21 protein-coding genes are annotated in these 26,998 nt (G+C 59.0%); 10 read left to right on the top strand and 11 right to left on the bottom strand.

From position 1 onward, the window contains the following. Window positions 1-58: 58 nt before the first annotated feature. On the bottom strand, window positions 59-1,135 hold the full coding sequence (tssA, locus tag V6582_RS22065) for a type VI secretion system protein TssA (protein ID WP_156632153.1): 1,077 nt from the start codon (window positions 1,133-1,135) through the stop codon (window positions 59-61). Window positions 1,136-1,354: 219 nt separating this feature from the next. Between tssA and tssH the strand changes: the two genes are divergently transcribed. From tssH to secD, 5 genes are all read left to right on the top strand, one after another. After that, the gene (gene tssH, locus V6582_RS22070; protein WP_156632154.1) at window positions 1,355-4,066 is read left to right on the top strand and encodes a type VI secretion system ATPase TssH; all 2,712 of its coding nucleotides are present in this window, start codon (window positions 1,355-1,357) and stop codon (window positions 4,064-4,066) included. A gap of 62 nt (window positions 4,067-4,128) precedes the next feature. Beyond that, window positions 4,129-4,605 (top strand): Hcp family type VI secretion system effector, encoded by a 477-nt coding sequence (locus tag V6582_RS22075; protein WP_012654308.1) that lies wholly within the window; start codon window positions 4,129-4,131, stop codon window positions 4,603-4,605. A gap of 177 nt (window positions 4,606-4,782) precedes the next feature. Beyond that, window positions 4,783-5,289 (top strand): hypothetical protein, encoded by a 507-nt coding sequence (locus V6582_RS22080; RefSeq protein ID WP_156632155.1) that lies wholly within the window; start codon window positions 4,783-4,785, stop codon window positions 5,287-5,289. A 384-nt stretch (window positions 5,290-5,673) separates the two neighbouring features. After that, window positions 5,674-6,087, top strand: coding sequence for a hypothetical protein (locus V6582_RS22085; protein WP_156632156.1), 414 nt, complete (start codon window positions 5,674-5,676; stop codon window positions 6,085-6,087). Window positions 6,088-6,257: 170 nt separating this feature from the next. After that, on the top strand, window positions 6,258-8,777 hold the full coding sequence (secD, locus tag V6582_RS22090) for a protein translocase subunit SecD (RefSeq protein ID WP_156632157.1): 2,520 nt from the start codon (window positions 6,258-6,260) through the stop codon (window positions 8,775-8,777). 46 nt (window positions 8,778-8,823) lie between these two features. On the opposite strand, the gene V6582_RS22095 is transcribed toward secD, so the two are convergent. The 3 genes from V6582_RS22095 to sfnG all read right to left on the bottom strand — a co-directional run bounded on the left by V6582_RS22095 (window position 8,824) and on the right by sfnG (window position 12,758). Next, on the bottom strand, window positions 8,824-10,278 hold the full coding sequence (locus V6582_RS22095) for an FAD/NAD(P)-binding protein (protein WP_156632158.1): 1,455 nt from the start codon (window positions 10,276-10,278) through the stop codon (window positions 8,824-8,826). 88 nt (window positions 10,279-10,366) lie between these two features. Beyond that, window positions 10,367-11,605 (bottom strand): SfnB family sulfur acquisition oxidoreductase, encoded by a 1,239-nt coding sequence (locus V6582_RS22100; protein ID WP_156632159.1) that lies wholly within the window; start codon window positions 11,603-11,605, stop codon window positions 10,367-10,369. Between the two features lie 43 nt (window positions 11,606-11,648). Continuing rightward, window positions 11,649-12,758 carry a dimethylsulfone monooxygenase SfnG gene (sfnG, locus tag V6582_RS22105; RefSeq protein WP_156632160.1) on the bottom strand — a complete coding sequence of 370 codons (1,110 nt, stop codon included), beginning with the start codon at window positions 12,756-12,758 and terminating at the stop codon, window positions 11,649-11,651. A gap of 289 nt (window positions 12,759-13,047) precedes the next feature. Here sfnG and V6582_RS22110 point away from each other — a divergent pair, with 289 nt between their 5' ends. From V6582_RS22110 to arsK, 5 genes are read left to right on the top strand one after another with little or no spacing between them, the layout of a single operon-like run. Then, window positions 13,048-13,419 (top strand): ArsR/SmtB family transcription factor, encoded by a 372-nt coding sequence (locus V6582_RS22110; protein ID WP_156632161.1) that lies wholly within the window; start codon window positions 13,048-13,050, stop codon window positions 13,417-13,419. A 4-nt stretch (window positions 13,420-13,423) separates the two neighbouring features. Then, entirely contained in the window at window positions 13,424-14,518 is a 1,095-nt protein-coding gene (arsB, locus tag V6582_RS22115) for an ACR3 family arsenite efflux transporter (protein ID WP_156632162.1), read from the top strand. Then, window positions 14,515-14,937 (top strand): arsenate reductase (glutaredoxin), encoded by a 423-nt coding sequence (gene arsC / locus V6582_RS22120; RefSeq protein WP_156632163.1) that lies wholly within the window; start codon window positions 14,515-14,517, stop codon window positions 14,935-14,937. The genes arsB and arsC overlap by 4 nt, the downstream gene beginning before the upstream one ends. Continuing rightward, on the top strand, window positions 14,930-15,637 hold the full coding sequence (arsH, locus tag V6582_RS22125) for an arsenical resistance protein ArsH (protein WP_156632164.1): 708 nt from the start codon (window positions 14,930-14,932) through the stop codon (window positions 15,635-15,637). The genes arsC and arsH overlap by 8 nt, the downstream gene beginning before the upstream one ends. Next, window positions 15,634-16,884 carry an arsenite efflux MFS transporter ArsK gene (gene arsK / locus V6582_RS22130; protein ID WP_156632165.1) on the top strand — a complete coding sequence of 417 codons (1,251 nt, stop codon included), beginning with the start codon at window positions 15,634-15,636 and terminating at the stop codon, window positions 16,882-16,884. Before arsH ends, arsK begins: the two co-directional genes overlap by 4 nt. Window positions 16,885-16,963: 79 nt before the next feature. On the opposite strand, the gene V6582_RS22135 is transcribed toward arsK, so the two are convergent. The 7 genes from V6582_RS22135 to V6582_RS22160 form a co-directional block, all read right to left on the bottom strand. Continuing rightward, window positions 16,964-17,650, bottom strand: a complete 687-nt coding sequence (locus V6582_RS22135) for a response regulator (protein WP_156632166.1) — start codon at window positions 17,648-17,650, stop codon at window positions 16,964-16,966. Beyond that, window positions 17,647-20,355, bottom strand: a complete 2,709-nt coding sequence (locus V6582_RS22140; RefSeq protein ID WP_156632167.1) for an ATP-binding protein — start codon at window positions 20,353-20,355, stop codon at window positions 17,647-17,649. Before V6582_RS22140 ends, V6582_RS22135 begins: the two co-directional genes overlap by 4 nt. Window positions 20,356-20,364: 9 nt before the next feature. After that, entirely contained in the window at window positions 20,365-20,940 is a 576-nt protein-coding gene (gene kdpC, locus V6582_RS22145) for a potassium-transporting ATPase subunit KdpC (protein WP_156632168.1), read from the bottom strand. A 2-nt stretch (window positions 20,941-20,942) separates the two neighbouring features. Next, on the bottom strand, window positions 20,943-23,006 hold the full coding sequence (gene kdpB / locus V6582_RS22150; RefSeq protein WP_156632169.1) for a potassium-transporting ATPase subunit KdpB: 2,064 nt from the start codon (window positions 23,004-23,006) through the stop codon (window positions 20,943-20,945). A gap of 18 nt (window positions 23,007-23,024) precedes the next feature. After that, window positions 23,025-24,734, bottom strand: coding sequence for a potassium-transporting ATPase subunit KdpA (gene kdpA / locus V6582_RS22155; RefSeq protein WP_156632170.1), 1,710 nt, complete (start codon window positions 24,732-24,734; stop codon window positions 23,025-23,027). Between the two features lie 151 nt (window positions 24,735-24,885). Further along, complete coding sequence (locus tag V6582_RS27600; RefSeq protein WP_156632259.1) at window positions 24,886-24,972, bottom strand: potassium-transporting ATPase subunit F; 87 nt, start codon at window positions 24,970-24,972, stop codon at window positions 24,886-24,888. A gap of 247 nt (window positions 24,973-25,219) precedes the next feature. Next, window positions 25,220-26,977, bottom strand: a complete 1,758-nt coding sequence (locus V6582_RS22160; RefSeq protein ID WP_156632171.1) for an FUSC family protein — start codon at window positions 26,975-26,977, stop codon at window positions 25,220-25,222. Window positions 26,978-26,998: the final 21 nt, after the last annotated feature.

Below are 26,998 nucleotides of genomic sequence, written 5' to 3' on the forward strand. Positions count from 1 at the left end.
TGCCCCCTGGGCATCGAAAAAACTGTAGGCGGAATGCTGAAGCCTCCGCCGATATGTGTTAGTTTCCGCTCTCCTTGGCCGGTTTGATGCCGGCGGCGATGAGAATGGCATTTCTGGTCTGTGCTTCCGGCAGCAACTCCGTCAGCAATTCGGAAAAATCCATGCGTCCGCGCCGCACCAGGGTTTCAATCGAAAGCGAAATCGGCGAATGCGGTTCCGTGCGGCGGAAATAGCGGGCGACATTCATCAGGAGATCGAAGGCATCTTCACGCGAAGCAATGCCTTCAGGGCCCTCGGCAGAGCGGGCGGCGGGCTGCACGACGCTAGCCGCAGCATTCTGTTGGGTCGTCTGTCCATCTTCACCTGAAGGGGTGCCATTCTGATTGGCAGGCAATGTTGCATCGTCGCGCCCGCCAAGACTGCGAATCGCAGCAATGATTTCCTCGAGCACGTTGCGGATATTGGATGCCGGTGGGGCAAACTGTCCGTAGCGTTGGGTGACAAGCGCATTGAAGCTATTGAAGGCGGCAAGGCATGTGTTGACTCCGGCCAGATGGGCGGAGAGAGCAGCTATTCCTGCCTCGGCTGCGGCCTGATGCAGACTGTCGCGCAAACCCGTTTCATCGCTGCGCTGGGCCAGTTGATAATCCCAAAGCGTGAATTCCCCGAATTTCCCGAGCGGCAAAAGCGAAGACAGGCGTAAGGGCTGAATCAATGTTCCCTCGGCGCCAAAACCGTTCAATCCGGCAAAGGGCGCCAGCTTTTCCTCGATATCTTCATCGTCGATCGAATGAAGCTCGTCGCTATATCGTTCTATAAGCGACGCCGTCGCTTCATAGACTTCACTCAGGCCGGGAAACCCCTCAAGTCGCAAACGGGATTCTGCAAGCCAAGCCAATACTTCGAGATCTTTGCTGACGGAAGAAGTAATCTGCAATCCAAGATTGCTCACTAGGTTCCAACTTTGGGAAACTTTGATAACCTCTCCAGGTGTCGTAGATCTTTCTTCCGTCCTTGCTTGGTTCCTTGCGTCCTTAATTCTATAGTATACCTCACGATAATTGGCATCCACGCGAATATTTATTCCGCACGGTCCATTTTCTACTAATGCTGTAGCCAATTCATTGTCGATCAACGATAGACTAGCCCCATTTTGAATTAACTAATATATGTTACTTGTTAATGTGGAGCGCAGTTATATTTTTGTCAACCTGAGGTCATTTGTTTGATGCCGAGGGTGATGCCTGGCTTTGCATATCTTAAAAAATTTATCTGGCGCTCTGGACAGGTTGGGGTAATCGCCTTAGTTGTTCATTCCAACGAAGGTAAGGTCGTTGCTGGGGAGGCTTTTTGCATGTCGCATATTGACCTCAATCGATTGATCGAATCGCTTGAGCCTAATTTGCGTGTCGCGCTTGAGACGGCTGCATCCACAGCAGCCGGGCGCGGACACGGACAAGTTGACATCGCTCATCTGCTTGCCGCCGTCATGGACGCGGCGTCATTTCAACCTGTGTTGGAACAATTGGGCCTGCCCATTGCAGCGCTTCGCCGTGAAGTGGGCGATGCACTCGATGACACTGTCGTTTCCGGGTCCGGTCAGCTCGCTTTGTCCCAGAATATCCTGACCCTGGGGCGTGAAGCATGGATTTGTGCTTCGCTCCAGTCTGGACGACGTGCGATTACGCTTGCCGATATATTTGCGGCCATGGACGATGAGCCATCGCTTCGAGCCTTGACCCGTGGTCGCTTCCCGTCGCTGCGAATGCTGGATCGAACGGCACTCGAAACCCTTTTGCAGGCGGATGTTGTAGCCGAGACGCCAAAATCGTCGCTGTCTCCGGCCTCGGCCCGCGAAGACGAGTTCTTGCGCCTCTACACTCATGACCTCACCGAAGACGCGCGGGCGGGCCGGCTTGATCCGGTTGTTGGCCGTGATGGCGAGCTTCGCCAGATGATCGACATCTTGTTGCGCAGGCGGCAGAATAACCCGATCCTGGTCGGTGAAGCGGGCGTTGGCAAGACAGCGGTGGCCGAAGCTCTGGCGCTGGAGATTGCTGCCGGACGCGTGCCGGAAAAATTGCAATCCGTACGGCTGCTGATGCTCGACCTGACATTGTTACAGGCGGGCGCTGGCGTGAAGGGTGAGTTTGAGCGGCGGTTAACCGGCGTTATCGAAGCGGTCAAACGCTCGCCGGAACCTATCATCCTGTTTATCGATGAAGCGCACGGTCTGATCGGTGCCGGTGGGGCAAGCGGGCAGGGCGATGCCGCCAATATCCTCAAGCCCGCGTTGGCGCGAGGCGAAGTGCGCACCATCGCTGCCACGACCTGGAGCGAGTACAAGAAGTATTTCGAAAAAGACGCAGCACTGACCCGCCGCTTCCAGCCGGTGCATGTGCGTGAGCCGGACGAGGAAACCGCAATCCGTATGCTACGCGGCATTGCGGAGACCTTCATGGCCCATCATGGGGTGAAGATCCGTGATGAGGCTATCGTTGCTGCCGTGCAACTTTCTGCGCGATTCCTGCCCGCCCGCCAATTGCCTGATAAAGCCGTCAGCCTGATCGATACCGCCGCAGCCACGGTTTCGCTGGCGCGTCAGACGGTGCCGGAACAATTGCTGCTTCTTAAAAGCGAGCTTTCCCATCTCTCCGTTGAGACCGACTGGCTTGCCCGTGAGCCTGATGATACGGATGTGCTGGAGCGCCGCCAGGCGGTTACCGCTGAAATGGAGCGTCTGACGAAGGACATCGATAGCCTTCAAGCGCGCTATGACGCTGAAATTGCAGCGCTGGCAGTGAGTGATGAAGCGGCAACGGTAGGCAATGATACGACGGCGTCCAAGGGCGCTCCTGATGTCAACGTCACCCCATTGATTACCCCTCTGAGGACACGTGGACTTGCCCGCCGGGCAGCGTCCCTGGCGCCGACCTCGGCTGGCGAGGAAAAGCTCATACCGCATGAAGTCGATCGCAATGTCGTGGCCGCCGTTCTGGCGCGTTGGACCGGCATTCCTCTCGGCAAATTGCTGGCCGATCAAATCGAAAGCGCAAAGAGCCTTGATACCAGGTTGAAGGAAAAGGTGATTGGCCAGGATGCAGCACTGGAACGGATCGGTGACGCCATGCGTGCGGCGCGCGCCGGTCTTTCCGATCCGCGGCGCCCGCCTGCCGTGTTTATGCTGGTCGGCATGTCGGGAACCGGCAAGACCGAAACCGCGCTGACCCTGGCCGACCTGATGTATGGTGGTAGCCAACATCTGACGACGATCAACATGTCGGAGTTCAAGGAAGAGCACAAAGTATCGATGCTGCTGGGCGCGCCTCCGGGCTATGTCGGCTATGGCGAAGGCGGTGTGCTGACCGAAGCCGTGCGGCGTCGGCCCTACGGTGTGTTGCTGCTCGACGAAATCGACAAGGCGCATCCCGGCGTTCAGGACATTTTCTATCAGGTCTTCGACAAGGGAATGTTGCGCGATGGCGAAGGCCGCGATGTCGACTTCCGCAATACAACGATTTTCATGACGGCCAATACCGGGTCCGAATTGCTGGCCTCCCTGGCCCTCGATCCGGACACCATGCCCGAAGGCGAGGCCTTGGAAGCGCTGCTGATGCCCGAACTGCAAAAACAGTTCAAGCCGGCCTTCCTCGGGCGCACGCTGCTGTTGCCGTTCATGCCGCTCGGCAAGGATGCCCTGTCGCGGATCGTCGATATCCAGATCGATCGTATTCGGGAGCGTATTTTTTCGGCCTACGGCACAGAGCTTGTGCTGTCGGAAGAGGCCCGCAACGCGCTGATCGGACGCGCCGTTGCCAGTGAAATCGGAGCTCGCGCCATCGAAATCATGATTGGCCGGGATCTGTTGCCGCCGCTTTCCAGCTTCTTCCTTGAGCTGGTCGCATCCGGCGGAAAGGTTACCGAAGCTGAGGTAACCCATGATGAAAAAGGGTTCGGCGTTCGCGCCGGGGCCGCTGGGGGAAACGAAGAATTCGTCGATGCCTCGGGTCTATCGATGGATAAGGATGCCGCGTCGGAAGGGGTATCCAGACGCATGCGGCAGTGAGTGAAAGGTGAACCATACCTCGCCGTGAACGAGGTGATTTCAATTTATATAGGAGAATTTATATGCCGATTTATCTCAAGGTCGATGGTATCCAGGGTGATGCTACCCACGAAGAGCACCGCAACTGGATGGACATCGAGGCCATTCACTGGAACGTTAGCCGTGCCATGAATACCACGGCTGGTTCTACCGCCAACCGTGAAGCCTCTGAACCCGCAATTTCCGAAGTCATCCTGACCAAGGTCAGCGATTCCTCTTCCACGAAATTGTTCCAGGAAGCCTGCGCTGGCCGCACCGGCAAGCAAGCGGTGATCCACATGGTCACCACCGGCAATCCCGGCAATACCTATATCGAATACACGCTCACCAATACGCTGATCGCCAATTATTCCGTCGATTCCAGTGGTGACCGTCCGGTCGAAACCATCAAGCTGAACTTCACCAAGATCGAAGTGAAGTATACGCCTTACGACGACCAGAACAACCCGAAGTCGCCGATGATCGCATCTTACGATCTGTCGACCACAAAGGCTGCGTAATCCGCCTTTCTCTTGCAGCGGCACCGCCTTTTGGCGGTGCCGTATTTTTCGTGATGCCGATATTTCGGATGCGTCCGTTTGAGCGAATGTTCCCTGATAGCGTCTTCAAGGTGAGGGTGCGTGAGCAACTTCGGCCTTCGGTATCAAGCACGTCTATCGTGATCCAAGGAGAAGGCTATGCCTGATTTCGACGTTTCTTCCTCACGCCTGAAGATGAAGCCGTTTAACAGCAATGACGTATCCGAGCCCATGGCTCGTATGGGGCGAGGTCCGTCACTGGATTACATTACCTATGCGCCCGGCCCGCGCGAAGTTGCATCTCGCAACGCCGTTGGAGGCGCCGCGGCGTCTGCGCTCCGCATGGGATCTGAGGCTCTGAACAGTTATGCATTGACCCATTGGGCAAAGAAGTGGCTGGAAAACAACGAAACCAAAATCCTCGCAAAGCTGATGGAAACCGGCGATGGCGCCTTTGTCGTTCAAGTAAACTACATGGAATCGGACGCCAATGAGACCCGGACCTATCTCAGCCGCGATATTTACCTGCTGGGTACCGTGCCAAAGGCAACGGATGCCGGTCGGATACTGACGGCAGACCTGATGTACGGCCCGAAGATCGACGCGCAACGTCCCAATAATTCGATCAAATTCCGCTATGCCTACCTGGTGGGCGAGCGCCTCTGACGGATTGGGTTTTCTCACCCTGTTTGCACCGCAGCTTTCGTGGACGACATTCTTTATTCTACGGATCATTCAGCCCAGCCGCTTGGGGACGACCCGTTTCCAACGGCACTGGTGATGTTATGCTTCAATAGCTTGTTCGAGATTACCTCGTCGGTGTGTGCCGCGTAAACCGCATAAGCATTGGCGAATGCTCCTACCTCTTAGAAAGTGGAGCGATTATGAGCAGTACGGAGAACAAGCATTCGTCTGTTTTCCGAAACCCTGTCCTCTGTGTCGTGTTTAATCACAAAGTCGAGCGCGCATCGCGGTGAACTGTCGTTTAACCCCGCTCCGATCCAAACTCCTCAGGGTCGACAGCGTGCTGCTGCTCTGGTAATCACAGCCATGGCGATGAACCAGAATATGCTGTCGGGAGACGAGGAGCAGGCTTTTTCACAAGGTCTGAGGCCCGGTGTTCTCGTTGCCATTATCGCTCTTGCGGTTGCCTATCTCGGGTTCTTCTTTGCATCACCTTTGCCCGTGTCACTTGGCGCGCATGGGTCGGCGCTTTTGCATGCGCCACAGCAGACTCAGCATCTTGCGGCGCGGGAGAATAGCAGCCGGGCTGTTGCACTTGCTTCCCGGCCTGATCCACGGGTTCCGGTGCCGCCGCCTGTGGCTGTGCTCAGTTCGGGGGATGAGCATTTCCTGTTTGTCGGGCGGTCTGCTGCCCAACTTGTCGTGCGTTCTTCGCTGTTTGTTTCCGGGCGGATTTCTCGCGCCAACCTTGCAAGAGCGCCACCATCCTTGCCTGCCTGATCCCGTTTTTCGATCAACGCGCGACCGCGCTCCGACCGTCTGCCGTGACATGCCTGTGACCAGGATCATGCCGCAGACATCCAGCGTTTCATTAAAGCCCATCGCCTCCTCGTGGTGACTGGCATTTGAATACGCCTCGGCAGCAGCGGCGCAGGCATGGATACTGTTCTATGAAAACCTCTCCCTGGCTTGTGGCAACCTATGTGGTCATCATTGCCTTTGGCATCCTAACGGCACTGCCGAATATTCTCTCGCCAAACACTCTCAATAGCTTTCCTTCCTGGTTCCCGAAGGACAAGGTCGCACTCGGCCTTGACCTTCGCGGCGGCTCTCATCTTGTGCTTGAGGTCGATAGCGCCGATCTGGTGCAGGAAAGACTTCAAAGCCTGATCCAGGATTCGCGCCGGGCGTTGCGCGACGCAGGCGTCGATGCGGCGACAGTGCGCAAAAGCGGCTCGTCGCTGGTCGTGACCCTTCAATCGGCAGAGCAAAGACCCGCAGCCTTGACTGCCCTGGGTAAACTTGCCCATCCGGTCGGTCTGACAGGCACGCCTGATCTGGCGTTTGCGGGTGATGGCGCCACCATATCCATAACGCTTGCCGAGGCCGGAATTACCGACCGCGCCAATGCCGGGGTCGAGCAGAGCCTGGAAATCATTCGCCAGCGTATCGACCAGGTCGGGGTTGCCGAACCAACGATCCAGCGCATCGGCGGAGATCGTATTCTTGTCCAGCTTCCAGGCACGCAGGACCCGGCGCGCATTCGCGAACTTCTTGGCTCCACCGCCAAGATGAGCTTTCACATGCTGTCGGAAAGTGCCACGGATGGAACAGCCGTCCCGCGCGGCGTCACCATGCTGAAGGATGATGAGGGCCGCGCCTATCCGGTTGATGACCGGGTGGAACTGGCAGGCGACCGCCTGACCGATGCCCGCGTCGGCTTTGATCCAAATACCAACGAGCCGCTGGTCAGTTTCCGCTTTGATACGGCGGGTGCGGCGCGCTTTGCCGAAATCACCCGTGTCAATGTCGGCAAGCCTTTTGCCATCGTTCTGGACGACAAGGTTCTGTCGGCCCCTGTCATCCGTGAGCCGATTACTGGCGGTTCCGGCCAGATTTCCGGGAATTTCACGGTGGAAAGCGCAACGGACCTTGCGGCATTGCTGCGCGCCGGGGCGTTGCCCGTCAAGCTGACGGTGATTGAAGAGCGGACTGTTGGCGCTGACCTTGGCGCCGACGCTATCAAGATGGGTGTCTATACTGGCTTGATCGGTTTTGCCCTGGTCGTCGGCTTCATGATCGTGCTCTACGGCGGTTGGGGGATTATTGCCAATCTGGCCCTCGGTCTCAATGTCATCCTGACATTCGCCTGCCTGTCGCTGATTGGCGCGACGCTGACCCTGCCGGGTATCGCGGGCATCGTGCTTGGCATCGGCCTTGCGGTTGACGCCAACGTCCTGATCAATGAGCGTATTCGGGAAGAAACCCGCAAGGGACGGGGCGCCATGGCGGCGCTGGATGCCGGTTTCCGCCGGGCTTATTCCACCATTATCGATAGTAACGTGACGGCGCTGATCGCCACGCTGCTGCTGTTCTGGTTCGGCTCCGGCCCGGTTCGCGGTTTTGCCATCACCATGGGTCTGGGCATTGCCATATCGATGTTTACAGCGGTTTCTGTGGTGCGTGTCGTCATGCTCGCCATCATCAGGCGCTACAAGCTGAAGCGTCTTGATATCAAGCCGCTGCTGCCTGTCCAGCTCATCCCTGACGGAACCCGCATTCGGTTCATGAAAGCGCGTTTCATTGGTATCGGCATTTCGGCCTTTCTTTCGATTGCCTCTGTCATCCTGTTTTTCACGCCGGGCTTGAATTATGGCGTCGATTTTCGGGGTGGTATCCAGCTTGAAGTGGTGACCCAGGACCGCGCCGATCTCGCTGCCTTCCGGTCGGGACTGGATGGGCTTGGGTTGGGCGATGTCACCCTTCAGGAATTCGGCGATGTCCGTCACCTCCTGGTGCGCGTCGAACGGCAGCCGGGTGGGGAAGAGGCGCAGACTGCGGCGGTGGAGAAGCTGAGAGCCGAGGTAAAGGTTATCGATGCTACGGCGTCGGTGGAGCGCACCGAAGTTGTCGGCCCGAAGGTGTCGGGTGAACTGGCGATGGCCGGTTTCCTTTCGGTCGTGCTCGCCAGCCTGGCGATGCTGGCCTATATCTGGGCGCGGTTCGAATGGCCTTTTGCGGTTGGCGCTATCGCGACGCTCGTTCTCGATGTCACCAAGACGATTGGCTTCTTCGCGCTTACCGGGCTTGATTTCAACCTGACGGCCATCGCGGCGCTGTTGACCCTGGTCGGTTACTCCGTCAACGACAAGGTCGTGGTCTATGACCGGATGCGGGAAAATATGCGGCTTTACAAGACGATGCCGCTGCGCGAACTGATCGATCTGTCGATCAACGAAACGCTGGCCCGTAGCCTTTACACATCGGCCACCGCGTTTCTGTCCCTGCTGCCCATGGCAATCTGGGGCGGTAGCGCGGTCGAGAGCTTTGCCGTACCGATGATTTTCGGCATTGCCATTGCGGCCTCATCGTCGGTGTTTATTGCCGCACCGATCCTGCTGTTCTTAGGCGATTGGCGTCGCAAGCGGGCGGCAGTTCCGGAAAAGCCAGCCGGCTCCGTCGAGGCTTGATCAACAGATCCCGGCTGCCGTCCACGGACGGCAGCCGGGCTATCGTTTATGCTGCGTCCTCTTCGGTTACTGGCGCATCGCGGCGGGCTTCCTTTAGCCGCGCATACAGATGATCGGCGATGTCGCGGGCGTGATGCGCGACCTGGGGCAGACCCATCAATTCGCCAAATGTCCCCCGGGCAAGCGGTCCGGCGACCAGCAGGCCCGGCGTCACCGCTCCATCCCGGTCGAGAAGGCGCGATTGCCGGTCGCAATGCAGTCCAAGTCCGGTCGGGTCGAGGCCGATCAAGCCTTTAAGCGCCAGATTGCGGAGATAGGGTTGGTTATCGATGATGGCGCCATGCGCGGGACCGGTGGCAATGACCACGGCATCGACAAGCCGCGACACCGTTTCCGTGCTGCGCGCCAGACGCAGGGAGACACGGATTCTCGATCCATCATAGGAGGCTGTTTGTACCGACGCTGCCAATATCTCCATTTGGCCCCGGGTGATCGCCTGGTTGATGGCCCCTTCAACTTGCGGGGCGATGCGGAACCGATGCACATCCCAAAAAGGGCGCAGATGGCGCACCAGGCGCCGCCTTTCATCGAGCGGCAGTCCGCCCCAGATTTCCTGGGCCTGGGCGCGGACCGCGTCCAGCACGGCATGCCAACTGATGCCTTCCGCTGCGGCATGGTTGATCTGTTCACGGATGCGGCGGGTCAGCTGCCGGATCGATCGGCTTGCTGGATCGATAAAGTCACCGTAGGGTTCCTGCACCGTTCCGGCATGGCCTCTTGAGCGCAGGCCACGTCTCGAAATGCTGGTTATCGGCCCAAGATGGTTTCGCGCCAGCAAGGACGCTGCGATATCAGCACCCGTCAGGCCATTGCCGACAATAAGAACGGCATCGTCCGGGCGAATGACGGTGAGCGCATCCGGTACGGTGGCATCGGGAATGAAGCGTGGATGTCCTTCCAGAATGGCGGCAAGCGCTTTTGGTGGCCTGGGGGAGGGGTGACTGGTGGCGATCACCACATCATCTGCCTCCAGGGTCGCTCCGTCCGCTTGTGTTATGCGCCAGCCTCGCGTGGTTTGGTCCAGCGCAACGACATCGGATCTGATGTGGTCTATCCGGTTGTCGGCCAGATACGGTGCCAGCTTCGAGGCGATATAGGCACCGAAATCGCGGCGGCGCGGAAATATCCTGCCGTCCTCCAATGCCGCTTGCCTGTCTTCCTCATCCAGACGGTGCTTGCCCACCCAATCGAGAAAGTCGAGAGGCTCGTCCGGGTCGAGGCTCATCCGGTCTGCGGGGACGTTGATGCGATGAGCCGGATCGGCCGTGTCATAGGCAAGGCCGCTGCCAAGTCTGGCGCGCGGCTCATATATGACGATGCGAACACGGCCTGGCTGGGTTTTGCGGGCCAGGTTCCAGGCGACGGCTGCTCCGGTAAAGCCGCCACCAATGATGGCGATTGTTGGCGGCTTTTGGGCCTGAGGCAGGTTGGCGGCAGGCATGGACGTTTCTCCACGAGATTTCATCAGCGGCAAACGACTGCCAAACTACTGCATTGTGCAGAAAACCGGAAACGGCCCGATGCTTTTTTCAACTCCAGGCATGCAGCGGTGGGTTTTCGCCATTCAGGTAATATTTGCCGAGAATGGAATATTTCCAGCGCACCGGGTCATGCAGCGTATGGGTTCGGGCATTACGCCAATGGCGGTCCAGATTGTGCTCGGCCAAAGTCGATCTCGTGCCTGCGAGCTCGAACAATTTATTGGTCGCTTCAATGGCAATCTCGGTCGATAGAATTTTCGCCTCGGCGGTGATGATTTGTGCCTGGGCTACGGTGTCGGTATTGGGGTTGGCAACAGCGACGTCGATGGCCCTACCGGCTTTTTCCAGCAATGCCTGGGCCGCATGCAGGCGGAGTGAAAGGCTGCCAACCGCCTGGATCGTATAGGGGTCGTCGCTGGCGCGTTCCAGGCCGGAATCCACCCAGGGCCGGGATTTGGTGCGGACGAAATCGATGGTTTCGACAATTGCCGCCTGCGCGATGCCGGTATCGACGGCGACCTGGATGATCTGGAAAATTGCGCCATCGGCGGTCGGCACCTCATAGCCCTTATAGCCCGGAACCAGCCAGGCTTTGTCCACTTTGACATTCTCCAGAATGACTGTGCCTGAAAGCGTCGTGCGTTGGCCGAAACTGGACCAGTCATCGATGACGGTCAAACCGGGCGCATCGCGGTCAGCGATGGCATACCAGGCGCGGCCTTCCTCATCGAGGGCGACGATTGGCACCTTATGGGCGAGTAGCGCGCCAGAGGAGTAGAATTTCTTGCCGTTGACGATGACATGATCGCCGTGATCGGTAAATTTCGTTTCGAAATCGGCGGCGCGTTTCGAGCCGAATTCCGAAAAGGCATTGCCCAGCCGCAAGCCTTTCAACACTTCCCCGAAGATCAATTGCTGCTGGGCTTTGTCGGACACGGTGCGAATTGCCGCCACGACGCCAAGATGGTTTTGCGCCACCTGTCCAATGGAGGAATCGGCCTGCGAAATGATTTCGATGACTTTGGCCAGCGTGGCATAGGAAAGCTCGGGGCCACCGAACTCCTTTGGCACATTGATCGACCAGAGGCCGCTCTGGGAAAAAACGTCGAGTTCCGCAACCGGCCAAATTCTGTCGCGATCCCGGATTGCCGCATCCCTGGCGAAATCTGCTGCGAGGCGATGGGCAATCTCGATTGCTTCCGCATCGCTTCTGATCACATGCGCGGGTTCGATGGGGCGCGGGATGGCGGGTATTCCAACGGTTTCCGGCTTGGCAATGATATTCATGAAAATCTCCCTGGGTTAACGGGCAGGTGCGTGTGGTGATCGGTTATTCGGCAGCTTGCAGTGCGCCGTCTTCCCTTGCTTCCAGTTCGCGCACCAACGGAATGACCTTTTTGCCGAAGAACTCCACCTCCTCCTGGAAATGCAGGAAGCCCATCAGGATCAGGTCCGCACCGGCGCGTTTATGCTCGATGATGCGTTCTGCGACCTGTTGCGGCGTGCCGATCAGGTTGGATTTGAAGCCGTCGTTATATTGGACCAGGTCCTGGAAGGTGGATTTTGCCCAATTGCCTTCGCGCTCCGGCGAGGCGTTGCCGGCATTCTGAACTTCATGCTTGAAACCGTTGACGGCATCGGGAATGGCCTTGTCGATGATTTCCTTCAGGGTGTCCTGCGCTTCCTGCTCTGTGTCGCGGACAATGCCGAAGGCGTTCATGCCAATCCTGGTGCGCCAGGTCTTGCCGAACAGCTTTTCCTTGGCGCGGATGTCATCGACCTGTGCTTGCAGGCCTTCCGGCGTATTGCCGTTGGTGAAATACCAATCCGACACGCGAGCCGCCATGTCGCGTGCAGCGCGTGAGGAGCCGCCCTGGAAGACCTGTGGAACGCCGCCTTCCGGCTTCGGTTTCATGGAGTAATCATTGAAGCGATAGAAATCGCCGCGTAGATTATAGGTGTCCTCGGTCCAGATGCCGCGAATGGCCCGGATGAATTCTTCTGAGCGGCGGTAACGTTCGTCATGGTCCAGCCACGGTTCGCCAATCGAAGCAAATTCACCCCGGAACCAGCCGGAGACGATGTTCACATCGACGCGCCCGTTGGTGAGGTGACTGATTGTGGCAATCTGTTTGGCAAGCAGGGCCGGGTGCCAGGGGCCGGGAAGCACGGCGGCGATGACCCGCAGCTTTTCCGTCGCCGCCAGCAGCGCGTGGCTGAAGGAAACGGATTCGTGCTGATTGTCGGCGCCATAACCGGCGGTGAAGCGGATCTGGCTGAGGGCGTAATCGAAGCCGCTCTGCTCGGCAATCTGTGCCAGCTTGCGGTTATACTCTATCCCCCAATGGGTCCGCTGCTCGATAGAACTGATGACCAAACCGCCGGAGACATTGGGAACCCAATAGGCAAATTTCAGCGGTTCTCTTTTCTGGTCTGACATATCCGTCTCCTCCATTGGGTTTCAAAAACAACCTGCAGCACTGCATGCGATCTCGCTGGCTGCATTGCGCAATATCTATAAACGATAGAAATAGTAGACAATAAATCAAAGGTCATATGCGCTGTCTGGTCGAGGCCAGTTGGAATAATTTGCTCAAAAACTCCGATGGATGAGACGGGTCTTGCCGCCTTGAAGTCTTGCAATGCAGCCGTGCAGTCGCCGGTTTTCTCCCTTGCATTTATTGGGAATCTTGAATAAATAAATTCAATCATTCAAGGAATATTGAAATATGGATCAAAAACAGGCTCTCTCCGCCTTTGCCGCTCTTTCTCAGGAAACCCGGCTGCTGATCGTCCGGATGCTGGTGGTGGCTGGGCCAGATGGCATGGCTGCCGGTGCGCTGGCCGAAAAAATCGACGTGTCGCCCTCCAATATCTCCTTTCACCTCAAGGAGCTTGAGCATTCCGGATTGATCGGCGCGCAACGGCAGTCACGGTCGATTATTTATACCGCAAATTATGCCGCCCTGGGCGGACTTGTCCGGTTTCTGATGGAGGATTGCTGCTCAGGACATCCTGAAATTTGCGTGCCGGTTGCCGAGCTTGCGGTTTGCTGTGCTCCGGGATCGGAGCCACCGGTTGCCACGTCATTGGAGCGATAACCTGATGTCCACATTCGAACGTTATCTGACGGTTTGGGTTTTCCTATGTATTATCATTGGTATCGTCCTCGGACATGCCATGCCCGGTGTGTTTCAGGTTATCGGGGCCGCCGAAATCGCCAAGGTCAATATCCCGGTCGCGGTGCTGATCTGGCTGATGATTATCCCGATGTTGATCAAGATCGATTTCGCAGCGCTTGGGCAGGTCGGCCGCCATTGGCGCGGCATCGGCGTCACGCTGTTCATCAATTGGGCGGTCAAGCCGTTCTCCATGGCGCTGCTCGGCTGGCTGTTCATCGGCACCCTGTTCCGGCCCCTGCTACCGGATGTACAGATCGACTCCTATATTGCCGGATTGATCATCCTGGCCGCTGCGCCCTGCACGGCGATGGTGTTCGTCTGGTCGAACCTGACGAAAGGCGAGCCGCATTTTACCCTTTCGCAGGTCGCATTGAACGATGCGATCATGGTCGTGGCCTTTGCGCCCATCGTCGGCTTGCTGCTTGGCCTGTCGGCCATCACCGTACCTTGGGATACCCTGGTGTTTTCGGTAGTTCTCTACATCATCCTTCCAGTGATCGCGGCGCAAATCCTCCGGCGCAGTCTGACCTCGTCCGGCTCTTCTGCCTCGCTTGACCGTTTGCTGAAGGTGCTGCAACCGATGTCGCTTGTGGCATTGCTGGTCACGCTGGTGTTGCTGTTCGGCTTCCAGGGCGAGCAGATCATTGCCCAGCCGACCATTATCGCCCTGTTGGCGGTGCCGATCCTCATCCAGGTCTATTTCAATTCGGGCCTGGCCTACCTGCTCAATCGTGTGACGGGCGAGCAACATTGCGTTGCCGGTCCTTCAGCCCTGATCGGCGCGTCGAACTTCTTCGAATTGGCGGTTGCCGCTGCCATCAGCCTGTTCGGCTTCAATTCTGGCGCGGCTCTCGCCACGGTCGTCGGGGTTCTCATTGAAGTGCCGGTCATGCTGTCTGTCGTCTGGATCGTCAATCGCAGCAAGGGCTGGTACGAGCGCGGCCCGGCTGTGCAGGCTGCCGGTCTTTCCAGAGCCCGAATTCAGGAAGCAAACACTCAAGAAAAGGCCCAGTCATGAACGCCACGATCTATCACAATCCCCAGTGCGGCACGTCCCGTAACACCCTGGCAATGATCCGCAATGCGGGCATTGAACCGCAGGTCATCGAGTATCTGACCAATCCGCCCACCCGCGCCGAATTGGCCCGGATGATCGCCGATGCCGGTCTCTCCGTGCGCGAAGCGATCCGGGAAAAGGGCACGCCCTATGCACAGCTCGGGCTGGATAATCCCGATCTCACCGACGAGCAATTGCTGGATGCCATGCTGGAACACCCGATCCTGATCAATCGTCCGTTCGTGATCACCCCGCTTGGGACGCGCCTGGCCCGGCCATCCGAACGGGTTCTGGAGATCCTGCCCGACACCCATCAAGGCGCGTTCACCAAGGAAGACGGTGAAATGGTTCTGGACAGCGAGGGCAAGCGCATTGTCTGATTTGCCAGCGGCTGTCGTACAGCATTTGAAGCATCCCGACATGGCGGCCTTGAGGCCGCCTGTCTCCACGCACAAGCCTCGAATCCTGATCCTGTATGGTTCTCTGCGGGCGGTGTCTTATAGCCGGTTATTGGCGCAGGAAGCGGGTCGGCTGCTGGAGCATTTCGGTTGCGAGGTGCGGATCTTCGATCCTGCGGGCTTACCATTGCCCGATGCAGAGCCGGTCAATCATCCGAAGGTTCAGGAATTGCGCGCGTTGTCGGCATGGTCGGAAGGCCAGGTCTGGGTCAGCCCGGAACGCCACGGCGCGATGACCGGGATTATGAAAAGCCAGATCGACTGGATTCCGCTTGCCATCGGTGCCGTGCGTCCGACCCAGGGCAAGACACTGGCTGTCATGCAGGTTTCGGGCGGATCGCAGTCGTTTAATGCGGTCAACCAGATGCGCATTCTTGGCCGCTGGATGCGGATGATCACCATTCCCAACCAATCCTCCGTTGCCAAGGCATTTCAGGAGTTTGACGCCGAGGGACGCATGAAACCCTCCTCCTATTACGACCGTGTCGTCGATGTCTGCGAGGAACTGGTGAAGTTTACGCTCCTGACACGGGATGCATCCGGCTATCTGACCGACCGCTATAGCGAGCGCAAGGACGCGGCTGAAAAGCTCGATACACTCACGGGCAACACAACATTATGAGCCTGATTAGGAGCCGTCGTGGTCGCTTGTCGCTGTCGACCGACCGGGGCGAGATCCTTGTGATCTTCGCTTTGGGGCTGACGCAAATCATCGGTTACGGCACGCTCTATTATAGTTTCAGTATTCTCGCCCCCGCGATGGGGGTGGATCTTGGCTGGTCGAGCGAATGGATTTTCGCAACTCTTTCCGCTGCTCTGCTGGCTGGCGGGCTGGCCGCGCCCTGGGTAGGGCGCATCATCGATGACCATGGTGCAGGTCGGGTCCTGACGGCGGGATCGCTGATGGCTGCGCTGTCCCTGGTTGCCTGCGCGCTTTCGCCGGGCAAGATTACGTTTGTGATGGCGCTGATCGTCGTCGAAATGGCATCGACCCTGGTGCAATACACGGCGGCTTTTGCCTTTCTTGTCCAGTTTCGGCCCCAGAGTGCGCAACGCAATATCACCTATCTGACCTTGATCGCCGGTTTTGCCTCAACGATTTTTTGGCCACTGACCTCGGCCCTTCATGCCGATCTCAGCTGGCGGCAGGTCTATCTGGTTTACGCGCTTCTGCATCTTGCCGTCTGCTTGCCGCTTCATCTGTGGCTGGCACGCCGGGTGGGTGAGCGCCGCGCACCAGTTATCGCTGCCAGCGCCACGCCACATCGTATCGTGGAAGGCGGGCTGCCCGACAGGTTGCGACCTGTCGCCTTTCTCCTGATGGTGACAGGTTTTGCGCTTGAAAGCTTCGTGAATGCGGCCTTGCTCGTGCATATGGTGCCGCTGTTGACGGCGCTCGGGCTTGGCTCTGCTGCTCTATTGGTCGGAACCCTGTTTGGCCCGTCACAGGTTCTCAGTCGCTTCACCAATATGATGTTTGGCCACGATCTGTCTCAACTGACATTGGCGTTGGTTTCTGCACTGCTGATGCCGGCGGCGATTGCTGTGCTGTTGTTGACAGCACCATCCTTTTCAGGCGCATTGATATTTGCGATCCTGTTCGGCTTGGGCTCTGGCCTTGGCAGCATCGTCCAGGGAACCCTGCCGCTGGCTTTGTTCGGCAGCGCCGGTTACGGCAGACGCCAGGGGCAAGTCACCGCCGTCCGGTTGGTTGTGTCTTCGACAGCGCCCTTCGCTTTCGCATGGATGATGGAAAAGATTGGTACGGATCTCGCCCTGGCGGTCAACACTGCCATTGGCGGTATTGCGGTCCTGGCCTTCCTGGCAATTGCACATTTGGACCGGCGTCAGCGCGCTGTGCCGACGTAGTATTCAGGGAAATCAAAGCGGTTTATCTCACAACGATCTTGCCGACGCTGAATAATCAAATCCCATCGGAACATTGCCGTCAGGCAATCACAAAGCGATACCCCACACCGGCCTCGGTGAGGATGATTGCCGGTTGGCTTTCGTCTTTTTCGATCTTGGCGCGGATCTGGCGAATAAAGACGCGCAGATATTGAAGGTCGTGGGCATGGGCCGGCCCCCACACCTCTTTCAGCAATGCGCCATGGGTCAGGACGCGGCCCGCATGGATGGCCAGCAGGCGCAGCAGATCATATTCCTTCGGCGTCAGCTTGACTGGCTGATCCGCCCTTGTGACGAGGCGATGGTCGATGTCGATGACGAGTTCACCACTGCGGATGATGGATTGGGCGGGTTCGGCCTGCGGTTTATGGCGAAGGGCGACGCGAATGCGAGCGGTCAATTCACCGATGCCGAAAGGTTTTTCGAGATAGTCGTCGGCACCGAGATCAAGGGCTGCGATTTTTTCGATTTCTCGGTCGCGCGCAGACAGCACGATGATCGGGATCGGGTTCCACTGACGCAATTGGGCGATCACGTCCTTGCCGTCCATATCAGGCAGGCCGAGATCGAGGATCAGCAGATCCGGCACGGCGGTTGCCACCAGCGCCAATGCCTGCTTGCCAGTATCAGCTTCAATCACCTCGTAACCCGCCGCCGCAAGGGCAGGGCGCAGGAACCGGAGGATCTGAGGCTCGTCATCAACGACGAGGATGCGTTGCCCTTTCATGCCTCAGTCCGGTCCTTTTCCATATTCTCCAGCGGAAAACGCAGGGTGAACCGCGTGCCTATCCGTTTCACCGCCGGGCTTTCGACGGTGATCGTGCCGCCCATCGCCTCGACAAAGCCCTTGGCAATGGCAAGGCCAAGACCTGTACCCGGCTTGCGGCCATCCGCTCCCTTGCCGCGACGGTAGAACTTTTCAAATATCCGGTCGATGTCTTTTTCCGAAATGCCCTTGCCCATGTCCGTTACCGAAAGCGATAGCGTTGCATCATCGGCGCGGGCATAGACGGTTACCGGCTCGCCGCCACCATGTTTGCAGGCATTGTCGATCAGGTTGAACAATACCTGCCCCAGAAGCAGGCTATCGGCCCGCACCAAAGGCAGGTCACGGGCAATGCTGGCGCTGATGTCAGTGCCCGGTGCGACACGGCGGGCACGGCCGATAGCATCCGAAATCACATCGTTCAAATCCACCCAATCGTGCTTGGCTTCCAAGGCGCCGGCCTCAATCCGGGTCATATCCAGCAGATTGCCGACGAAACGCGACAGCCTTTCACCCTCTTCCTCGATGGATTGCAGCAGGTCGCGGCGGCTTTCGACGGGCATCCGCTCGCCAAATTCCTTCAGACTGGTGACGGCGCCGGTAATGGTGGCAAGCGGCGTGCGCAGATCGTGGGAGATGGAAGACAGCAGCGTCGACTGGAACCGCTCGCGTTCCAGCCGCGCCTGATCCTCAACGCTGCGGATCGTCAGATTGGCCCGGTCGAGAGCAATCGTCACCTGGTCCAGAATGGCGGAAAGCGCTCGCTCTTCCATCGGATCAAGTGGCTCTCCGGTCATCTCGTGGCCGCAGACCGCCAGTGTGCCGGATGGACTGCGCAAGGGCCGAAATTGCAGTTTCGAATTCGGCAGAGTGCCGGTGCCAGCGCCCGCTGTCTCGCCTTTTTCAAGGGCAAACCGGGCCGCAGCCATTTCTGCCACGCCAAGCTCGGTATCCGGCGGCCAGCAGGAGCGTAAGGCGAGCGTGCCGTTTTGCGGCGAGAGCAAGGCGACGGGCCGCTTGATGATGCCGTTCAACTGGCTGACAGCGGTCCAGACCACGCCATCGGCATCCACCGTGCCTGCAAGCTTTGAAGAGACGTCATAGAGGATCTGCGTCTGTGTGGCGCGACGGGCCGCGATCTGTCCCTGGGCGCGTATCCGTGCGGCAATGCCACCAGCGATCAGCGCCGCTGCGATGAACATGATGAAGGCAAAGACTTCATGCGGTGCGGCGATGGTCAGGGTGAAAACCGGCGAGATGAAAAAGAAATTATAGGCCAGTGCCGACAGCACGGAGGTCAGAACGGCGGCGGCATAGCCCTCGCGCAGAGCTGAAACCAGCACGGCGAGCAGGAACAGCATCGACACATTCGGCAGCGCCACGAATTCGATGATGCCGCGTGCGCCGATGGCCGCCACCGTGGTTGTGAGCAGAGCGGTGATGATGTCCCTTGGCCGAACTGGTAAGGTTTTCAGGGAAAAGGCTTTCGTCCGCTGGGCGCGCTTTGCAGTCTCCGGCGCAGCTTCGCCGGTGATCAGATGTATACCCATGCCGGATCTGACTTCCAGCAAGGCATCCGGCAGGGAGTGGCGGAACAGCCTTTGCCAACGGGATCGCTTCGGTGCGCCGATGACGATCTGGGTGACGTGTTCCTTCTTGGCGAGACGCAGAATCTCGTGAACGAAATCGCGGCCCTGCACGCGCCGGGTTTCCGCACCAAGCCGTTCCGCCAGCCGAAACAGCTCTTCGATCCGGGTCTGGTCGTCGGGGTTATCATCTGCCTGGTCGGCCTGTTCCAGTGAAACGACCAGCCAGCGGGCATTCATGCCGGAGGCGAGATTGCTGGCGGTGCGCACCACTTTTTCCGAGAGCGCATCCGGGCCGATACAGACGAGAAGCCGTTCACCCGTGCGCCATGGTCCTTCAATGGCATTCTGCTTGAGATAATCGACCATTTGGTCATCGACCCGGTCGGCGGTGCGGCGCAAGGCCAGTTCGCGCAACGCGGTTAGATTGCCAAGCCGAAAGAAGCTGTCGGTGGCGCGGCGGGCATTATCGGGCAGATAGATCTTGCCCTCTCGCAGCCGGATGATCAATTCTTCGGGGGGCAGATCGATCAGCACGACCACATCGGCCTGTTTCAACACCCGGTCCGGCACCGTTTCCCGCACCTGGACGCCGGTGATTTGCGTGACGATTTCCGAGAGGCTTTCGAGATGCTGGATGTTCAGGGCCGTCCAGACATCGATTCCGGCGGCCAGAAGCTCCTCGATATCCTGATGGCGTTTCGGATGGCGGCTTTCCGGGACATTGCTATGGGCCAGCTCATCGACAAGGATGATTGCAGGACGACGGGCAAGCGCCGCGTCGATGTCGAATTCCTCCAGCACCCGGTCCTTGTAGGCAATCTGCTTGCGCGGCAGGGTTTCGAGACCGTCCGTCAGCAGTTCCGTTTCGCTGCGGCCATGGGGCTCCACCAGTCCGACGACGATATCGATGCCCGCCGTCTTTTGACCACGGGCACGCGACAGCATGGCATAGGTTTTTCCAACCCCGGGCGCAGCACCCAGAAAAATCGTCAGTTTTCCCCGTCCGTCCCGGTTGGCAAGCCCCAGCAGGGCGTCAGGATCGGGACGGCGGTTGGTGTCGCGCTGAGCGTCCGACATGAGTAGACCTTATTGAGTGGTTCCCGCCGCATCGAGCGCCATGTTCAGCCGCAATACATTGACCCTTGGCTCACCAATCACGCCAAGAAGCCGCGGTTGCACCTGGGCTTCCACCAGCGCCGCCACATCCTTTTCCGGCATGTTTCGGGCTTTGGCAACCAGCGCCACCTGCTGGCGGGCGTTTTCAGGCGTTATATCCGGGTCAAGGCCGGAAGCGGAAGAGGTGACAGCATCGGCAGGCACTGGCCCGCTGCGGCCGTTCGCTTGCCAGGCGGTGACGGCGGCGGCAATCTGGTCCTTCAGCTTCTGCGAGGTGGCGCCAAGATTGGTGCCGCCTGACGCCAGCGGATTATAGGGCGAATTGCTGGTCGCCGATGGACGCGAGGCGAAATAGCGCGGCGATGTGAAGGCCTGACCGATCAGGGCCGAGCCAACCACGGCATCGCCTTTCTTGATAATGCTGCCATTGGCCTGGGCGGGAAGCACCGTCTGGGCGATGCCGGTGATGGCCAGCGGATAGGCGAGGCCGCAAAGGACGGTAAACAGCACGGTCATGGTGATGGCGGGACGAAGATGGGACAGCATGATTACACCCAATGCAGCGTTGTAATGGCAAGATCGACAATCTTGATGCCGATGAAGGGAAGGATCAGGCCGCCCACACCGTAGACCAGGAGATTGCGGCGCAGCAGTGCTGCGGCCCCGACCGGGCGATAGGCAACCCCTTTGAGGGCAAGCGGGATCAGTGCGACAATAATCAGCGCGTTGAAGATCACTGCCGAGAGGATGGCCGATTGCGGCGAGGCCAGCTGCATGATGTTGAGCGCGGCAAGCCCCGGATAGGCGGTGACGAACAAAGCCGGAATGATGGCGAAATATTTGGCGACGTCATTGGCAATCGAAAACGTCGTCAGCGAGCCGCGCGTCATCAACAGCTGTTTGCCGATTTCGACAATCTCGATCAGCTTGGTCGGGCTGGAATCCAGATCGACCATATTGGCGGCTTCACGGGCGGCTTGCGTGCCGGTTTGCATGGCGACACCGACATCGGCCTGGGCCAGCGCCGGGGCGTCATTGGTTCCATCACCACACATGGCGATCAACCGGCTGCCCTGCTGGGCCTTGCGGATATAGGCAAGCTTGTCTTCCGGCGTCGCCTGAGCCAGAAAATCATCCACACCGGCTTCAGAGGCAATCGCTGCGGCGGTAATCGGGTTGTCACCCGTGACCATGACTGTGCGGATACCCATGGCGCGCAGGGCTGCAAAGCGTTCCTTGATACCGGGCTTGACCACGTCCTTCAGGTGAATGACACCCAGCAACCGGCTGCCATCGGCAACGGCCAGCGGCGTGCCGCCCGATTGGGCGATCCGGGTCACGGCCTCGGTAAAGGCGCGGGGTGCGGATGCCGCGTCGAGACCGGTAAAGGCCAGGACTGAATCCACCGCGCCCTTGCGCAGACGTTTGCCTTTGATATCGACGCCGGAAAGCCGGGTTTCGGCGGTGAACGGGATTACCGCATCCGGTGCTGCATCGGGGGCGGACTGGCCATATTCACCGGTGGCCAAGGCGACGATGGAGCGACCTTCAGGTGTTTCATCGGAAAGGCTTGCAAGAAGGGCAGCCTCGGCAATTTCGGTCGCGCTGACACCAGGCACGGCGATGAAATCGCTGGCCATGCGATTGCCGAAGGTGATGGTGCCGGTCTTGTCGAGTAGCAGCGTATCCACATCGCCTGCCGCTTCCACGGCGCGGCCGGAGGTGGCGATGACGTTGAAGCGCACCAGCCGATCCATGCCGGCAATGCCGATGGCCGACAGCAGCCCGCCGATGGTGGTGGGGATCAGGGTTACCAGCAGCGCTGCCATGACGGTGACCGTCAGCACTACGCCGGAATAGCTGGCAAGACCCCAGAGGGTGACGACGGCGATCACGAAGATCAGTGTCAGCCCGGAAAGCAGGATCGACAGGGCAATTTCATTCGGCGTCTTCTGGCGTTCGGCCCCTTCGATCAACGCGATCATCCGATCCACGAAGGAAGAGCCGGGAGCTGTGGTGATCTTGATGCGGATCTCGTCGGACAGAACCTGGGTTCCGCCCGTCACGGCGGAGCGGTCGCCACCAGCCTCGCGGATCACAGGTGCGGATTCGCCGGTAATGGCGCTTTCATTGACTGAGGCGACGCCTTCAATCACTTCGCCATCACCGGGAATGAGTTCGCCAGCGGCAACCAGAACCACATCGCCAATCTTCAGCGTTGTGGCGGCAACCGTGGTTGTTTCCCGGCTGTTGGCGGCATTGCCCGTGACTTTGCGGGCGGAAAGCTCGCTTTTGGTGCGGCGCAGGCTGTCGGCCTGGGCCTTGCCCCGGCCTTCGGCAACGGCTTCCGCGAAGGTGGCGAACAACACGGTAAACCAGAGCCAGGCGGCAATCTGGCCGGAGAACACCGCCGAATTGCCGGCAATCAGGTCGCGGACCGCCAGGATCGTGACGACCATGGCGACGATTTCGGTGACGAACATCACCGGATTGCGGATCAGTTGCCGCGGATCGAGCTTCACGAAGGCATCTTTGAACGCGCCCTTGAGGATCGATGGTTCAAACAGCCGTTGGGCAGGCCTGGTCTCTGTGGTGGATTGTGACTGTGTCATGATGACAGCCTCTTTCAATCAATAAAGGGTTCCGGCGAGCATGCCGACATGTTCTGCAATGGGACCAAGTGCCAATGCCGGGAAGTATTGCAGCCCGCCCAGGATGATGATGATGGCGACCAGCAGGCCGACAAAGAGCGGCGTGTGGGTGGGGAATGTGCCAGCCGATGCCGTACCTTTTGTCTTTGCGGCAAGAGAACCGGCAATGGCGAGGACGGGAACCGCATAGGCGAAGCGGCCAAGTGCCATGGAAATACCGAGCGTGGTATTATACCAGGCCGTATTGGCGGAGAGCCCTGCAAATGCCGAGCCGTTATTGCCAGCCGCCGACGTATAAGCATAGAGGATTTCCGAGAGACCATGCGGTCCGGCATTGCCAAGCGATGCCAGCGCATTCGGCAGAACGGCAGCAATAGCCGAGAACCCCAGGATGGCGAAAGGCAGGACCAGCACAGCCAGCATGGCATATTTCATTTCCCGGGCCTCGATCTTCTTGCCCAGAAATTCCGGTGTGCGCCCGACCATCAGGCCAGCGACAAAGACGGTCAGCACACAGAAGACGATAAGCCCGTAAAGGCCGGAGCCGACGCCGCCCGGCAGGATTTCACCAAGCTGGATCAGGAACAGTGGTACGAGACCGCCAAGCGGGGTCAGCGAGCCATGCATGGCATTGACGCCACCGTTGGAAATACCTGTGGTGATCGCCGTATAGGCGGCACTCATCGCCTGGCCAAAGCGGACTTCCTTGCCCTCCATATTGCCGAGCGAGGGATCGAGCCCAAGCGCCAGATGGATCGGGTTGCCAGCGGTTTCAGCGATATAGACCGCGGCAATGCCGGCAATGAGCAGCACCGCTACACTGGCGATCAGCGCCCAGCCCTGGCGCAGGTCGCCGACCATTTTGCCGAAGGCATAGATCAACGCCATGGTGATAGACATCATTGCGAGAATATTGAGGTAATCGCTGATCGCCGAGGGGTTTTCAAACGGATGGGCGGCATTGGCATTGAAGAAACCGCCGCCATTGGTGCCAAGCTGTTTGATGGCTTCCTGGCTGGCAATCGGCCCAAGGGCGATGGTCTGTTGTGCGCCGTCAAGCGTCGTGGCGGTTACCGAAGCGTCGAGGGTTTGGGGAATGCCCATCCAGACGAAAACCAGTGCCAGCACAATCGACATCGGCAGCAGCAGGTACAGCGTCGAACGGGTCATATCGACCCAGAAATTCCCGAGTGTATTGGTGGCCGAACGGGCAAAGGCCCGGGTGACGGCCAGCGCTATGGCAATGCCGGTGGCCGCCGACAGGAAGTTCTGCACGGCAAGGCCTGCCATCTGCGAGAAATGGCTGGCGGATTGTTCACCGGAATAGGCCTGCCAATTGGTGTTGGTGACAAAACTGATCGCCGTGTTGAAGGCGAGATCTGGTGTCATTCCCGCAAAGCACTGCGGATTGTAAGGTAGATAGGCCTGAAGCCGCAAAATACCGTAGAGCGCCAGAAAGCCTGCGGCATTGAAGGCCAGCATGGCGAGCGTATAGGCTAGCCAGCCTTGTTCGCGGCGTGCATCAACGCCGGATATGCGCAGGAGCAGCCGCTCAAGTGGGCCTAGAATGGGAGAGAGAAACGTCCGCTGCCCCTCGAACACGCAGGCAATGTAAAGCCCCAGCGGTTTGATGGTCAGAAAGACGAGAGCGAGCAGCAAGCCGATTTGCAGCCAACCGTTGGAAGACATGATGTTCTCCGAAAAGAGGGATTGCGTCCCCCATCATCGTCGCCGCGAAATTGAAGCGATGCGATGCGGGACGTCTGGTACTTGTCAGGAAGGAGGGTTGCCGATGCCTCTAAAGACAAACGAGGCAAGGATGGCTGAAGCCCATGTGGCTTCAGAAGCGTTCGGGCCTGATCAGGGTTATCAGCAGGTAGACGCAGATGAACAGGGCGGCGCCAAGACCGAGCAGGTGTTCGAACATGGCCGCCTCACAAACTGTTTAAGGCGCGGGCATAGACCGCAAGAGCCACGAAGCTCCCCATTCCGATGGCGATGAATATCAAGTCAGTCACATTGTGCTCCTGTCTGTGGTCAGACATGCACAATCCACCCGAATGCCATTAAATCTCGATAGGGAATGCGGTGGCGGGAAATAAGGATTTCATAAAGATGCTGTCCATAGGAGAGCGTCTCCAGGATCAGGTCGGAGTGGTTCCTGCCTCTCGTGGCTACCGGCTATGCCACAGAACCGCCGCTTCGCCAGCGAGTTGCCGCGCCTTTGCCAGTGTCTCGACATCGGTGGCAGGGGGCGTTTTACCAAGGTATCGATCCGGTGCATGGAAGGCAATTTCGGCTTCCGTGCTGGCAATTCCGGCAGCGCGACGCGTGAGGGCGATCTGTGCCGTGTCGCCGCGTTCGGCGGCATCGCGGTAAGCGCGATTGGCCTTCAGCGCCTGGGCTGCGAGTTCAGACATGGACGGCGCCTTATCTGGCCAGACGAGGAAGGTGACAATGATTGCCGCGAGACTGCCGATGATATTGTCGAGCATTCGCGCCGATGCGATGCCAGCGCCGGGATGCAGCATGTCCGTGGTGAGAACAAACAGCATCGTCAGCACGGTGACGAACAGCGTATAGCTGACGGAGCGCAGGGCAATGGTTGCCGCCGCGAGGGGAATGATGATGGCGGTGAGCAGCCCTGATGCCGGTATGCCGGTCAGTAACGCCAGAGCCAAGGCGCTCCCCACAACCGAGCCGACGATACGCTCCAGCGCCCGGCTCCAGCTCATCCGCCGATCCGGCTGCAAGACCACGACGACCGCCATGGCTGCCCAATAGGGATAGTTCAAGGCCAGCAGATGGGCGGCGACGGTGACAACGGTCACGCCTACGGCGCTGCGAACCGCGCCACGCAAAAAATGCTGTCGCTGCCGGGCCTGTGCCATCTTGTCCAAAGCGGCCTGTTCTGGTCCCGCCGCTTCCACAATGTCCGGTGCGGCTTTCCATTGGAGCGCTGTTGCAATGCTCCGCACGGCGCCTGCGACGGGGTCATGGCGGTCCGAAACGCTTTTTTCCAGCACTGAAAGCCGGTTTTGCAGCTCGGCCATTGGCTCCGTATGCAGGGTGAGATTTTGGGCCGCCGCAACCAGGCTCGGCTGGATGACCTCGGCGCAAAGCTTGCCGATATCTGCCTGCCGCTCGGAGGTACGCAGATGGTCAAGGGCCAGAAGCGCGTGAAAAATATCGTCTGCCGCCAGAAGCGCGACATGGAGGGCGGTCTTGTCGCTCTGCTCCGAGGGGCGTGCTGCCCGCGCAAGATGAGACCGTGCCCGCTCCATAGCATTGCGCACGGCGCGTCGATGCTGGCTGCTCTTGAAGGTCCAGACTTGCGTGGCTCCGGGCTGAGATATGGTGTCGAGATCAAGCGTCATATCGGCCAGGCGGGCGTAAACGGCGGAAATGGCGCGCCGGGCCGGGCGCCAGGCATTTGTTGGCCAGAGGACAGTCAGCACTAGCGCGGCCCAGACGCTGCCAGCCAGAAAAGAACAGGCGAGCAGAGCCGCTTGCGGCGCCGTGTGAGGATAACCCGCCGCCACAACCCCAACCACGCCAAGGAGTGTGGCGACAAGCGGCACGACAGGCCAGCGCACCGGCAGCAATGCGGTCAAGCCGACGAGAATTGAGCCGGCGGCTAGCCCTGCTATGGACCCGAAGCCCGCAAGCCAGGATGCGAGGAAAGCCGTGAGGCTGCCAAGCAGCGCGAAGGTCGCCAGCATCCGCCGCTGGAACCGTTTTTCGCCGCCGGTATCGGCCAGGCAGGTCCAGAAAGCCGCAAAAATCGACCAGCCAAATTGGCTTTGCCCTGCCGCGACGATGAGGACGGGAACGCCGACGATAAAGGCGGAGCGCAGGCCATCGATGATGTCGAGATGCTCAGGCGTCAACCCGATTGCACGCAGTTCCAGCCAGCGCGCAATGCGTCGCACCCAATGTCCTGAAGGGCGGCG

The sequence above is a fragment of the Agrobacterium vitis genome (assembly GCF_037039395.1).
Taxonomy (GTDB): Bacteria; Pseudomonadota; Alphaproteobacteria; order Rhizobiales; family Rhizobiaceae; genus Allorhizobium; species Allorhizobium vitis_E.